Source organism: Schnuerera sp. xch1, assembly GCF_019931165.1.
GTDB lineage: Bacteria > Bacillota > Clostridia > Tissierellales > Tepidimicrobiaceae > JAIOUP01.
The window spans coordinates 83,574-96,611 of record NZ_JAIOUP010000010.1; the positions used below are offsets into that span (position 1 = coordinate 83,574).

The 13,038-nt window shown below is 30.8% G+C and carries 13 protein-coding genes; 10 read left to right on the top strand and 3 right to left on the bottom strand.

What is annotated here, in order from left to right:
* Positions 1-50 precede the first annotated feature (50 nt).
* From K8M07_RS08400 to K8M07_RS08410, 3 genes are read left to right on the top strand one after another with little or no spacing between them, the layout of a single operon-like run.
* Complete coding sequence (locus tag K8M07_RS08400; RefSeq protein WP_223377726.1) at positions 51-1,070, top strand: ABC transporter substrate-binding protein; 1,020 nt, start codon at positions 51-53, stop codon at positions 1,068-1,070.
* Entirely contained in the window at positions 1,045-1,803 is a 759-nt protein-coding gene (locus tag K8M07_RS08405) for an ABC transporter permease (RefSeq protein ID WP_223377728.1), read from the top strand. Before K8M07_RS08400 ends, K8M07_RS08405 begins: the two co-directional genes overlap by 26 nt.
* 4 nt (positions 1,804-1,807) lie before the next feature.
* Entirely contained in the window at positions 1,808-2,560 is a 753-nt protein-coding gene (locus tag K8M07_RS08410) for an ABC transporter ATP-binding protein (RefSeq protein WP_223377729.1), read from the top strand.
* Between the two features lie 77 nt (positions 2,561-2,637).
* Here the strand turns inward: K8M07_RS08410 and K8M07_RS08415 are convergent, their stop codons facing one another.
* Complete coding sequence (locus K8M07_RS08415; protein WP_223377731.1) at positions 2,638-4,020, bottom strand: NAD(P)/FAD-dependent oxidoreductase; 1,383 nt, start codon at positions 4,018-4,020, stop codon at positions 2,638-2,640.
* A gap of 266 nt (positions 4,021-4,286) precedes the next feature.
* Positions 4,287-4,967 (bottom strand): Crp/Fnr family transcriptional regulator, encoded by a 681-nt coding sequence (locus K8M07_RS08420; protein WP_223377733.1) that lies wholly within the window; start codon positions 4,965-4,967, stop codon positions 4,287-4,289.
* A 333-nt stretch (positions 4,968-5,300) separates the two neighbouring features.
* On the opposite strand from K8M07_RS08420, the gene K8M07_RS08425 reads away from it, so the two are divergent.
* The gene (locus K8M07_RS08425) at positions 5,301-5,585 is read left to right on the top strand and encodes a hypothetical protein (protein WP_223377735.1); all 285 of its coding nucleotides are present in this window, start codon (positions 5,301-5,303) and stop codon (positions 5,583-5,585) included.
* A gap of 109 nt (positions 5,586-5,694) precedes the next feature.
* Positions 5,695-6,420 (top strand): L,D-transpeptidase family protein, encoded by a 726-nt coding sequence (locus K8M07_RS08430; RefSeq protein ID WP_223377736.1) that lies wholly within the window; start codon positions 5,695-5,697, stop codon positions 6,418-6,420.
* A gap of 83 nt (positions 6,421-6,503) precedes the next feature.
* On the opposite strand, the gene K8M07_RS08435 is transcribed toward K8M07_RS08430, so the two are convergent.
* Positions 6,504-6,734, bottom strand: coding sequence for an alpha/beta-type small acid-soluble spore protein (locus K8M07_RS08435; RefSeq protein WP_223377738.1), 231 nt, complete (start codon positions 6,732-6,734; stop codon positions 6,504-6,506).
* 461 nt (positions 6,735-7,195) lie between these two features.
* On the opposite strand from K8M07_RS08435, the gene K8M07_RS08440 reads away from it, so the two are divergent.
* The 5 genes from K8M07_RS08440 (at position 7,196) to K8M07_RS08460 (ending at position 12,899) form a co-directional block, all read left to right on the top strand.
* Positions 7,196-8,860, top strand: coding sequence for a peptide ABC transporter substrate-binding protein (locus K8M07_RS08440; RefSeq protein ID WP_223377740.1), 1,665 nt, complete (start codon positions 7,196-7,198; stop codon positions 8,858-8,860).
* 151 nt (positions 8,861-9,011) lie between these two features.
* The gene (locus K8M07_RS08445) at positions 9,012-9,944 is read left to right on the top strand and encodes an ABC transporter permease (RefSeq protein WP_223377742.1); all 933 of its coding nucleotides are present in this window, start codon (positions 9,012-9,014) and stop codon (positions 9,942-9,944) included.
* A gap of 2 nt (positions 9,945-9,946) precedes the next feature.
* Entirely contained in the window at positions 9,947-10,891 is a 945-nt protein-coding gene (locus K8M07_RS08450; protein ID WP_223377744.1) for an ABC transporter permease, read from the top strand.
* A gap of 14 nt (positions 10,892-10,905) precedes the next feature.
* Complete coding sequence (locus K8M07_RS08455; RefSeq protein ID WP_223377746.1) at positions 10,906-11,910, top strand: ABC transporter ATP-binding protein; 1,005 nt, start codon at positions 10,906-10,908, stop codon at positions 11,908-11,910.
* Positions 11,910-12,899 carry an ABC transporter ATP-binding protein gene (locus K8M07_RS08460; RefSeq protein WP_223377751.1) on the top strand — a complete coding sequence of 330 codons (990 nt, stop codon included), beginning with the start codon at positions 11,910-11,912 and terminating at the stop codon, positions 12,897-12,899. Before K8M07_RS08455 ends, K8M07_RS08460 begins: the two co-directional genes overlap by 1 nt.
* The last annotated feature ends 139 nt before the right edge of the window (positions 12,900-13,038 follow it).

The window sequence follows — 13,038 nt, forward strand, 5'->3', positions numbered from 1 at the left end:
GTATGATTTTTCATACTTAGAGGCATTAGCATACGAGGAGTGTATTAGAAATGAAGAGAGCATTATTACTATTATTATCATTAGTTCTTATATTATCGTTAGTTATTGGATGCAATAAAACAGAAATTAAAGAAACCTCCGATAATGATATTTCTACAGATGAAGAGATTAATGAAGAGACTCAAACAATCAAGTTTTATTTTCCAGGTGGAGTTCCAGCTCTAACGGTTGCAAAACTTGCTAAAGAAAACCCAGCTATAGATGAGAATATAAATATTGAATATAAATTTCAAAATTCTCCTGATTTATTGGTAACTAAAGTACTAAAAGAAGAAGCAGATATCGCAATTATGCCTTCAAATCTAGCAGCTCAAGTGTATAATAAGGGTATTCCATACAAACTATCAGGAACTTCAGTATGGGGTACACTTTATTTAATGAGTACAGAAGATATAGATAGTTTCCAAGAGCTAAAGGAAAAGGAGATTTATTCATTTGGGAAAAGTCTTACTCCAGATTTAGTATTCAAATATATTCTTTCTAAAAATAATATTAGTTTGGACGCAGACGTAGTTATTACTTATTTAAATGCGGCTTCAGAGGTTGGACCTGCATTTATAAGTGGTAAAACTAGTTTAGCAGTTTTATCAGAACCTGCAGTAACTAACATAATGATGAAAAAAGAAAATGCAAAAGTTATATTTGATTTAAATGAAGAATGGAGTAATATAACAGGAGCTGAGAATGGATATCCTCAGGCTAGTTTAATTATCAAATCAGATTTAATTGAAAATAATAGAGAATTTGTAGAAAATTTTATTGAAGTTTATGAAGAAAATTTAAAGTGGGCAAAAAATAATCCAGAAAAATTAGGAGAATACGCCGAAGAATTAGAAATTGGTATAACCAAAGATATTGTAACAGAAGGTATTGAACGTATGAATATAGGACATTTTGATATTAAAGATACTAAGGAAGAATATAAAATGTATTATGAGGTATTATTAGATTTCGCACCAGAGGTTATAGGGGGAAAACTACCGGATGAAGGATTATATTTTGAAAGATAAAAAACTATCTATTCTCTCAAAGCTCATAATAATAGGCATGTGGATATTGCTATCAAAAATTATAGACAACGAAGTGATATTTCCTACAATTAAGAGTACTTTTATAAGTTTAATAGATATAGTGAAGAATTCAGACTTTTTAAATATTATAATATCTTCTTTATTAAGGAGCCTAATAGGCTTCTTAATTTCTTTGTTCTTAGCTATTATAACGGGAATATTGTCTAGTGTTTCTAAGATTATTTACAATTTAATGATGCCAATATTAAATTTCTTAAGTTCGGTACCAACTATGGCCATAATTATATTAGCCCTTATATGGTTAGATAGTGAATATGCACCTATGTTTATTGGTTTCATTATGGTATTTCCTATATTGTATGAAACAGTTTTAAAAGGAATATTAAGTGTAAATAGCAAAATTATAACTATGGCTCAACTTTATAACGTAGGTAAAATTACTGTTATAAAAGATATCTATATACCAAGCATTCTATTAAATTTAAGTCTAGTATTTACTTCATCATTAGGAATTAATTTAAAGATGGTCATTGCAGGGGAAGCTTTATCTCAACCTAGATTTGCCATAGGGAGTAGTCTTCAATTGCAAAAAATGTATTTGAATACTTCAGGAGTTTTTGCATGGATCATAATAATACTTTTAATTTCTAAAATATTTAAATTTATAGTAGAGTTAATAAAACGTAATTTGAAGATTAATAGATGGAAGTGATAAATTGAAAAAATATCAGGTTAAAGATATTATCAAGCATTACAATAGCTTGAAAGTATTAGAAGATGTTAGTATTGAATTTGATGAATATAAGACCACATGTATTTTAGGACCGTCCGGTTGTGGCAAGACCACTCTTTTAAATATAATAGCAGGAATAATAGATAAGGATTCAGGACAAATAACAGGATTTAAGGGAAAAGATATGAGTTTTGTTTTTCAAGAGGATAGATTAATTGAATGGAAAAATGTAAAAGATAATATAAGCTTTGTGTTGAAACATAAAATGGATAAAAGCCAAATTGAAACTACCATAAACAGATATTTAAAATTAGTTAATTTAGAAGAATATAAGTATTATTATCCTAAAAATCTTAGTGGAGGAATGAGACAAAGAATAAGCATTTTAAGAGCTTTTGCCCATCCATCAAGTATACTTATCATGGATGAACCTTTTAAATCTTTAGATATTAATAGCAAACAGATTGTAACTGAGTTTTTTAAAAAGCTAATGATAATGCAAAATAGAACATGTATTTTAGTAACTCATGAAATTGAAGAAGCTTTAAACTTAGGAGACAAAATCGTAATACTATCAGAAAGACCAGCTAGAGTAAAAAAGGTTATAGAAAACACATTTATTTCCAGTAAGAGTAAAGCGGATAAGATCATTATAAGAAGACAAATAGAGAATGAATTAATAGGGAACTTATCGAAATGTAATCCTTCAGTTTTGTTGCAAAAAAGCCATAGGTGAACACGCCTATGGCTAAATGAGCATAATTATAGTATCAAAGAATAGTTACAGGTCATGACTTCATAATAAGTTATATACTATCGATTTAAAGTTCTTCCTAATACTATTCCGTTAACACTTGCTTGCATAAGTCCACGAGTAATTCCTGCTCCATCGCCGCCTACATATAAACCATTAATATTTGTTTTAAACTCTTTATCAGTGATTACCTTGTTAGAATAAAATTTAACTTCTACACCATATAGCAATGTTTCATCACTGGCTATACCTGGAGATACATTGTTCAATGCTATTAGCATGTCATCAATATTTTTCATAATTCTATAAGGGAGAACAAGACTTAAGTCGCCAGGGACTGCATCTTTCAGAGTAGGAATTATATTGTTTCGATAGAGTCTTTCTTCAGTAGTCCTTCTACCACGTTTATAATCACCGTATCTTTGGACCAATACCTTATTCCCAGAAAGCATATTTCCCAATTTAGCAATATGCATACCATATTCTATAGGGGAATTAAATGGTTTGGTAAAATGCTTTGTTACCAATAGAGCAAAATTAGTATTATCTGTTTTTAGACTATCAGATTTATAACTATGTCCATTGACAACAGCTAATCCACCATCATAATATTCAGTTGAAACTTCACCACCAGGATTTGAACAAAAAGTTCTTATCTTATCATCAAAAGTTGGGGCATAGTATATTAGCTTGCTTTCGTACATTGCTTCATTTAATTCTTTCATTATTTCATTCCTAGTTTCCACTCTTACTCCTATATCTACGTCTCCGGTCTCTGTATTTATTTTATGTTTAATACAGAGATGTCTCAACCAATCTGAGCCTTCTCTACCTACTGATACCACTACTTTATCTGAATAGTATTTTTTATCTGCAATTACGCCTTTGATATTTTTATATTCATCTATAATTATGTCTTTGACCGGATTTCTAAAACTTATGTCAATTCCGATATCTTCCAAATGTTTTTCTATTCGATTATAAATAGAATAACCTTCTTCTGTTCCCATATGTCTAATAGGACATTCTACTAATTTTAAGTTACTTCTAATTGCTTTTTTTCGTATTTCTTCAATTTCATTTTCTTTATCTATACCATATATTTTATTATCTGCACCAAAGTCTAAATAGATCTTGTCTACATAATCAATAAGTTTTTGAGTTTCTTCATATCCTAAATATTTAGGCAAATTACCTCCTACATCAGGTGATAAGGATAACTTTCCATCAGAATAAGCACCTGCTCCTGCAAAACCTGTTGTAATATTACATGGATTACAATTAGCACATACTCCTGTTTTTCTTTTAGGGCAAATTCGTTTATTTATGGAGTTACCTTTTTCAAGAATTAATATTTTCTTATTTGGATTTAATTTTTTTAATTCTAATGATGTAAATATACCACAAGGACCAGCTCCGACAATTATAACATCATAGTTCATATTAATACCTCCTCTACCATTGTATATAATACACTATTTATTGAAAAAAAGCTATGAATAAAAGAATTATAAGGGAGAAAGTCTATTATTAATTTTTGCAAGATTTTCAGAAAAAAATTTAGAAGAATTTAAAGTCGATAAAAGATGAGAGATGAATCAATTAGAAGTCCCGGATATTGAATCCATATGAAAGTATTATATGCTAAGATTCAAGACCATGAAACTTTGATCATAGAGGGAAAACAGGCTAAATAGTATAACAATAGTTATTGCAACATAGATTCTTCTAATAAATCTATATTTAATATACTAATTGTATTTTTATCAAAATCGATTATTTTTTCTTCTTTCATTTTAACTAATTCTCTAGATAAAGATGGTCTTGGAATGTTCAATAGTTCTGCCATCTTTTTTCTGGTAAGCGATAAGGTTATGACGATATTGCCCTGTTTTTTATACTCAGTTAATAGAAAATTAGAGATTTTTTTTCTGATGCTATCTTGAGATAAATTTGATATTCTATCATTTAACATTAATATTCTATGAGATAATACTGTGACAAAGTTTGTCAAGATTTTAGAATTTAGCATTGAAAGATTTATAATATCATCTTTTTTTATATACATAATCTTTGCATTTTCTATTGCAGTTATAGTCGCAGGGTAAGTATGCCTATCTGTAAAAATTAGAGATTCACCAAATATATTTCCTTCTTTAAAATTATTTATAGTAGTAATTTGACCTGAAGGAAATAACTTTTGGATTTCTATTTTTCCTTTTAATATAATGCCAAGGCTATGACAATCATCACCTTCAATAGCAATTATTTCACCTTTATTATGACTTTCAATTTTATAAGGTATTTTATTTAATATATTAATAATTTGTTCTTCGGTTATTTCTTCAAATAAAACACATTTTGATAATTGTTTAATATAATCTTTCATTTTTATTCCTCCAAGTAGTAAATTCAAGTTGTTTACTATATTATTGTAATATAATAAATTGTTTATGACAATATTATTCTAAATTAAATAATCATAACAACTTAAAAATAATAGATAAAGGAATTAAATTTTAAAAAAAAGTGAATATCTTATATAAATTGGGTAAAAAAATATAAGAGATTATTAGGTTGATTTTTAACTTTTCCTGAATACTTAGAGAAAAGGCATTAATAGGAATATAATATATGTTAGTCAATTATATTCATATTAACATTAAATATTAAAGTGAAAAGGTGTTAAAAATTGACTTAAAAAATAACGAGGAGATTGTATATGAATAGAATACTTTTAATTAATAGGATAGACTCACAAGATTATTCAGAAGAGAAGTATAAAATTTTTTTTATGATCGGAGGCATGGATATACCAGAGGTCAAAAACAGATTAATAGATATGTTACATAATTGTGATATAATTGAACCTGATGATTTGTATTTAAAGTATAATGGAATAGAATTATACATAAGCATTCAACAAATACCTGTTATTGTGAAATTACTGAGCAAAGAAAACTTTTCAATATATGGAATATACAAACCATATAATCCAGAAGTATAATGGTCCACCCTCTTATTATGTTAATTAATGCATTAGTTTTCAAATAAATATTTCATAAGTTTTAATTATTTTCTATTTGCATATAAATAAACATAAGGGGGGATAACTAGTGAATACGAGAATGAAAATTATACTTTTATTGTTTATTTTGGCACTTGTTGTAATAATAATTGGAAATTATATTTATCTTTTTTTGATTAAAAGAGATATAGACTATGAGAATAGAAATACATATTTTAATAAAGGCAAAGATAATCTAGCTATTTTAATTGAGGTAGATAGAAAATCGCTTTCTGTTATAGATTTAGATTCCAATAAGGTGATAAATAGTTATGGAGTAGCTACTGGAAAAGCGAGCACTCCTACCCCTTTAGGTACCTTTAAAATTGTAGAAAAAGCTAGGTGGGGTGGCGGTTTTGGATCTAGATGGCTAGGGCTAAATGTTCCTTGGGGGAAATATGGAATACATGGAACTAACAAACCTGGTTCTATAGGGTTTAACGCATCAGGAGGATGTATAAGGATGAGAAATAAGGATGTAGAAGAGCTATATAATATTGTAGATTATGATACAACTGTAGCTATAATAAATGGTAGTTATGGACCTTTTGCGTATGGATTTAGAAATTTAGAACCGGGTGATAGAGGAGCAGATGTAGCAGAAGTTCAAAAAAGATTAAAATTAAGAGATTACTATGATGGAACTTTAGATGGAGTATATGGAGATGGAACTAAGAGGGCATTAATTGAATTTTTAAAAGATAATAATATACCTGCAACAGATATAATAAATAATAATATCTATGAAAAACTTGGTATAATTCTTATGGATTGATTAATATTATAATCAATTTTATAAACAATAATAAAAAGACAGGTCTTTTTCGACCTGTCTTTTTAAAACTATCTGAAACTAAGTTATCTAGTAGTAGTTCCTCCACTCATATTTTGTTGTGCCATTTCAACTAATCTTTTTGTCATATATCCTCCAACATATCCATTTTGTCTAGATGGTAGGTTACCCTTATCCATTGCATTGTAATTTGACATACCAAGTTCAGAAGCTATTTCTAATTTCATTTGATCTAATGCTTGTCGTGCTTCAGGAACTACAATTCTGTTTCTACCAGTATTGTTGTTATTTGCCATTTCATTCAACTCCTTTCATGAATAATTAATTTTTATATTTAATATGAAATTGTAATAGTATTATGTGTAGAAAAAATAAAGATAAACCATGTAAATTTATGCAATAGTGGATTTAATATCTATTTTCTTATAAGTTAAATAATAAGTTTTCAAAAAAATTTTTAAAATAGAACATAGGAATAAAAATATTTTAATAAACAAAATAGAGTAAAAAAAATTTGATTAAAAAAAAAGACATGATATCGTATTTTATTTCATATTATTATAGAAATAAACAGATTAAATACAGTAGATTACAGGAGTGTATATATGGAAAAATTTAGCTAACAAACTGGTTTTGACTAAAACCATAAATTAATTTATTTTTATCAATCATTAGACAATAGAATGTTCTTGAAATTTTTATTCAAATGTAGTAAACTTAATAAAACAATACATATAAAAAAAGGGGGAAATTTGTGATGAGCAAAAAATTATTAGTACTTATGAGTATTTTCCTTGTGGTAGTAATACTTTTCACAGGATGTACTTCTCCAGCTGATGATACTAGTGGAGAACCTGAAGATACGACTGAAGGTACAAAAGACACAGGAGAAAAGAAGATTTTAAGAACAAATAACAGCAGTGAACCAGGATCATTAGATCCACCATTAGCTCAAGGAACTCATGAGTCTTGGATCTTAACCAATGTATTTGAAGGATTAATGACTTATGATGAAAATGGAGAAATGGTTTATGGTATGGCTGAAGACTATGAAGTATCAGAAGATGGTCTAACCTATACATTTACTATTCGTGATGGAGTAACATGGACAAACGGAGATCCTGTTACAGCTCATGACTTTGAATTTTCTTGGAAAAGAGCGTTGGATCCAGAACTAGCTGCTGATTATGCACATCAGCTTTACTATATTAAGGGTGGAGAAGCATACAATTCAGGAGAAGGCTCAAGAGATGATGTCGGAGTAACTGCTTTAGATGATAAAACTCTAGAAGTTACTCTTGAGTCACCTACAGCATATTTTGCTGAATTGACAGCATTCTATACTTACTTTCCAGTAAACAAAAATGTCGTAGAATCCAATCCGGATTGGGCAAAGAATGCAGAAACTCATGTTTCCAATGGACCGTTCAAACTAGTTGAGTGGAAGCACAATGATCAAATCCTAATCGAAAAGAATGAAGATTATTATAATGCAGATAAAATAAAATTGGATGGTGTTGATTTTGATATTTTAGAAGACCAAAACACTGCATGGCAAAAATATAGTGGCGGAGAATATGATCTTCTAGTAGATGTTCCAACATCAGTAGTTTATCAACTTCAACAACAGGAAAATCCTGAATTACGAATAGGAGAGCAGGTTGGTACTTATTATTATAATGTAAATCCAGATGTTAAACCATTTAATAATGTAAAAATAAGGAAAGCTTTATCTATGGCACTTGATCGTGAAACTATTGTTACAGATATAACTCAAGGTGGACAAATACCAGCAGAAGGTGTAGTTCCTCTTGGACTAAAAGATGAAAATGGAAATGATTTTAGAGATGGTGTAGGTAATTTAATTGAGTATGATCCAGAAGGAGCTAAAGCGTTATTAGATGAAGGACTGGCTGAAGAAGGTATGACTTTAGAAGAGTTTAACAACAATGGATATGTACTTCTTTATAATACTTCAGAATCCCATAAGAAAATAGCTCAGGCTGCTCAAGAAATGTGGAGAACTGCACTAGGAATTGAGATAGGACTAGAAAATGTAGAATTCCAAGTAAAACTTGATAGAGAAAAATCAGGTGATTATGATATATCAAGAGCTGGCTGGATAGGTGACTACATGGATCCTATGACTATTCTAGATTTATGGTGGTCAGAAAGTGCATTTAACGATGTAAATTATAACAATCCAGAATATGATGCGTTAATATTAGAATCAAAATCTACAAATGATCAAAATATACGTATGGAGAATATGAGACAGGCAGAAAGGATGTTAATGGAAGATATGCCAGTCATCTCAGTATATTTTTATACTCAACCATATGTTCAAAAACCAAACGTAGAAGGAATATATAAAGTTCCAATAAGATATCCAGGCATAACTTATGCTGATATAACTGAATAAAAATTAGTGTTGTGCGGCATCATTGAAAATTGTTTCACCATAATTTCGATTAAAAAGACCATGATAAAATTGGGCAGATAAATATCTGCTATAGGAATCAAGTAGCTGTAGTTACTTGGTTCCTATTAACATTTAGAAAAGGGGAGGTAAAATGACTAAGTACCTTTTAAAACGACTTGTAATGGTTGTAATTACTATATGGATAGTTATAACTATCACTTTTGCATTAATGCATTCTGTTCCTGGAAATCCCTTCGCTACTGAAAATAAAAATATACCACCTATAGTTTATGAAAATCTGTTAAAAAAATATGGATTGGACAAACCATATAGCGAGCAATATGTCATGTATTTAAAAAATATCATTAGAGGAGATTTTGGCGATTCCATGAAATCAGATACTGAAACGGTAAATGAAATGATAGGAAGAGGATTTCCAGTATCAGCTCGATTGGGAGTTCAAGCGCTTTTAATTGCATTGATATTTGGTCCAGCTTTAGGAGCAATAGCAGCTTTATTTCAAAACAAAGGTCCGGATTATATCGCTATGATTATTTCTATAATCGGAGTATCAGTTCCTAGCTTCTTACTGGGAGCATTTCTAATACAGTTCATTGCTAGTAATATAGAATGGATACCAATAGGAGGTTGGGGAGAATTTAGACATACTATATTACCCTCTTTTGCTTTGGCTTTAATGCCTCTTGCTCAGACAGCAAGGCTTATGCGTTCGAGTATGTTAGAAATATTAGGGCAAGATTATATAAAAACAGCTAGATCTAAAGGGATTTCAAAAACAGCAGTCATTATAAAGCATGCTGTTAGAAATGCTATTTTGCCTATTGTATCAATATTAGGTACTACTGTTTCAAACTTATTAGTAGGTAGCTTTGTAATAGAAAAGATATTTGGTATACCGGGATTGGGGATGTTTTTTACTACCTCAGTTTTCAATAGAGACTATACCTTAATAATGGGTGTTACCGTATTTTATGCTATTATTTTAGTAACAGCTTTATTGGTAGTTGACATAGCATATATGCTAGTAGATCCAAGAATAAGATTAACTAAGGAGGGACGTTAATAATGAAATTAGATGTTACATATAATGATGAAATGTTTCAAAAAGCTCCTGATGAATTACGTGACTCAGAGCAGATAAGACGTCCCAGTATTAAATATTGGGCAGATGTATGGCGTAGATTAAAGCAGAATAAATTAGCTATGACAGGACTTATACTCCTTATTATTATGGGAATTATGTCCATTATAGGGACTAGGATAAATGGATTTAAATATTTTGAACAGGATTATAGCCAAATTAATGTTAGACCAAATAGTGAATATTGGTTTGGTACCGATGAATTAGGCAGAGACTTATTTAGTAGGATATGGCTAGGAGCTAGATATTCTCTAATTATTGGTATAGCTGCTGCTTTTATTGATTTTGGCATAGGTGTTTTATATGGAGGAATTGCAGGTATGTCTTCTCATAGAATTGATGCCATCATGATGCGTATAGCAGAAGTTATTTATAGTATTCCTTATATGCTAGTTGTTGTATTGCTATCTGTAGTTTTTTCAACTGCAGGGGCAGGAACATCTATGTTTGTTCTCATCTTTGCTATGACTATTACGGGTTGGGTTCCTATGGCAAATCTAGTTAGAGGACAGGTACTTCAATTAAAGGAATCTGAGTATTCATTAGCATCTGAGTCTTTGGGAGCTTCTGATAGATGGATACTCAGGAAGCACATTATTCCGAATGCTTTAGGACCTATTTTGGTTAATGTAACCCTTACTATACCTAGAGCAATATTTTCGGAAGCGACTCTAAGCTTCATGGGATTGGGTCTACAACCACCTAAACCAAGTCTTGGAACTTTAGCTAATGATGGTTTAGCTGGTATGCAAGTAGGGCTTTTTTATCAGATATTGATACCAGCAGTATTTATATCCCTTATAATGTTTTCTTTTAATGTGTTGGGAGATGGCTTAAGAGACGCACTTGATCCAAGATTACGTAAATAGAAAGAGGTGGAAAAATGGAAAAATTGTTAGATGTGAAAGATTTAGCAGTGTCTTTCAAAACTTTCTTTGGAGAAGTTGAAGCGGTACGAGGTGTTAGCTTTCATGTAAACAAAGGCGAAACTGTAGCTTTAGTAGGAGAGTCAGGTTGTGGGAAGAGTGTTACAGCGAGCTCTATAATGCAACTTCTTCCTATGCCACCTGCATTTTATAAAAATGGGCAGATTCTATTTAATGGTGAAGATATAGTACAAAAAAGTGAGAAAGAAATGCAAAAAATTAGAGGAAATGAAATATCAATGATATTTCAGGATCCAATGACTTCATTAAATCCTACAATGAGAGTGGGAAAACAAATAGTAGAAGGTTTGATTAAGCACCATAATTTAAGCCAGGATGAAGCAGAAAAAAGGGCTGTGGAAATGTTGGATTTAGTATCCGTGCCTCAACCTGAAAAGAGAGTAAAACAATATCCTCATGAATTTTCAGGTGGTATGCGACAAAGAGTTATGATTGCCCTTGCAATGGTATCCAATCCAAAGCTTTTGATTGCTGATGAGCCTACTACAGCTTTGGATGTAACTATTCAGGCTCAAATATTAGAACTTATGAAGAGTATACAAGAAAAATTTGGAACATCAATTATTTTGATTACTCATGATTTGGGTGTTGTCGCGGATATGAGCGACAGAGTTATTGTAATGTATGCAGGACAACTCTTGGAGGGAGGAACTGTAGATGAAATATTTACGAATCCAAAACATCCTTATACCAGAAAACTATTGGGTAGTGTTCCACGACTAGATATGGATAGGTCTGAATCATTACATGCTATTGATGGAACACCTCCTGATTTATATATACCACCTAAGGGATGCCCATTTTTTGATAGATGTGACAATGCAATGGTTATTTGTAAAGAAAATATGCGGGAAAGAGATTACCATACTAACTCTCACTATAGTTGCTGTTGGCTAAACCATCCTATGGCAAAAAAAGTGGCTGAAGGGGGTGTCAGATGATGGCTGAACCTTTGATATCAGCAAAAAATATAAAAAAGTATTTTGAAGTTGGAAAAGGAACATTGAAGGCAGTGGATGGGATAAGCTTTGATATATATCCTGGAGAAACATTTGGGTTGGTAGGTGAGTCTGGATGCGGAAAGTCTACAGCTGGAAGGACAATAATCAGACTTTACGAGCCAACAGATGGAGAATTGATATTTAATGAGAAAAATGTTTATAAATTGTCTCATAGTGGAATGCAAGAGGTAAGGAAAGATTTTCAGATGATATTTCAAGATCCTTATGCTTCGTTAAATCCTAGAATGACAGTAGAAGAGATTATATCAGAACCATTAGAAATTCATCATATGTATAAGACTCGAAAAAAACGCTATGAACGAGTAATTGAATTGTTAAAGCTTGTAGGATTAAATGAAGAACACGCAATGCGTTTTCCACATGAATTTTCAGGAGGACAGCGTCAAAGAATTGGTATTGCAAGAGCCCTTGCATTAAATCCTAAATTCATAGTATGCGATGAGCCTATATCAGCTCTGGACGTATCGATTCAAGCTCAGGTGGTTAATCTACTAAAGGAATTACAGGATAATTTAGGGCTTACCTATCTATTCATAGCTCATGACCTGTCAATGGTTAGATATATTTCTGATAGAGTTGGAGTTATGTATCTTGGTCATATGATGGAATTAGCAACTTCAGAAGACCTTTATGAAAATCCAATTCATCCATATACAAAAGCCTTATTATCAGCTATACCAATTCCGAACCCAGGTGTTCAGAGGGATAGGCATAGGATAATGCTTGAAGGAGATGTGCCAAGTCCTATAGATCCGGAGGATAATTGTAGATTTGCTGATAGATGTCCTTATGCTATATCAAAATGTAAGGAGATACCACCAGAATTTGAAGAAATACAAGAAAATCATTTTGTAGCTTGTCATAGAGCTAAAGAAATTGTAAATAAAACAGCAGAACCAATAAAATAGAAAACTTTTTTAATAAAGGGGCTGTTTCAAAATAGAAAAGCCTTAAAAGAAAAACAGGTCGAAGAGCGCTAGCGCTAAGACCTGTTTTTTAGTATAATTTAATACTATGAAAAACCATACTAAATTTAATCATAAAGCA

Bases quoted from the DNA above. Each gene is read 5' to 3' on its own strand.
- K8M07_RS08445 (WP_223377742.1), top strand. From the start codon at position 9,012: ATGACTAAGTACCTTTTAAAACGACTTGTAATGGTTGTAATTACTATA.
- K8M07_RS08455 (WP_223377746.1), top strand. From the start codon at position 10,906: ATGGAAAAATTGTTAGATGTGAAAGATTTAGCAGTGTCTTTCAAAACT.
- K8M07_RS08450 (WP_223377744.1), top strand. From the start codon at position 9,947: ATGAAATTAGATGTTACATATAATGATGAAATGTTTCAAAAAGCTCCT.
- K8M07_RS08400 (WP_223377726.1), top strand. From the start codon at position 51: ATGAAGAGAGCATTATTACTATTATTATCATTAGTTCTTATATTATCG.
- K8M07_RS08425 (WP_223377735.1), top strand. From the start codon at position 5,301: ATGAATAGAATACTTTTAATTAATAGGATAGACTCACAAGATTATTCA.
- K8M07_RS08435 (WP_223377738.1), bottom strand. From the start codon at position 6,734: ATGGCAAATAACAACAATACTGGTAGAAACAGAATTGTAGTTCCTGAA.
- K8M07_RS08420 (WP_223377733.1), bottom strand. From the start codon at position 4,967: ATGAAAGATTATATTAAACAATTATCAAAATGTGTTTTATTTGAAGAA.
- K8M07_RS08415 (WP_223377731.1), bottom strand. From the start codon at position 4,020: ATGAACTATGATGTTATAATTGTCGGAGCTGGTCCTTGTGGTATATTT.
- K8M07_RS08460 (WP_223377751.1), top strand. From the start codon at position 11,910: ATGGCTGAACCTTTGATATCAGCAAAAAATATAAAAAAGTATTTTGAA.
- K8M07_RS08405 (WP_223377728.1), top strand. From the start codon at position 1,045: ATGAAGGATTATATTTTGAAAGATAAAAAACTATCTATTCTCTCAAAG.
- K8M07_RS08440 (WP_223377740.1), top strand. From the start codon at position 7,196: ATGAGCAAAAAATTATTAGTACTTATGAGTATTTTCCTTGTGGTAGTA.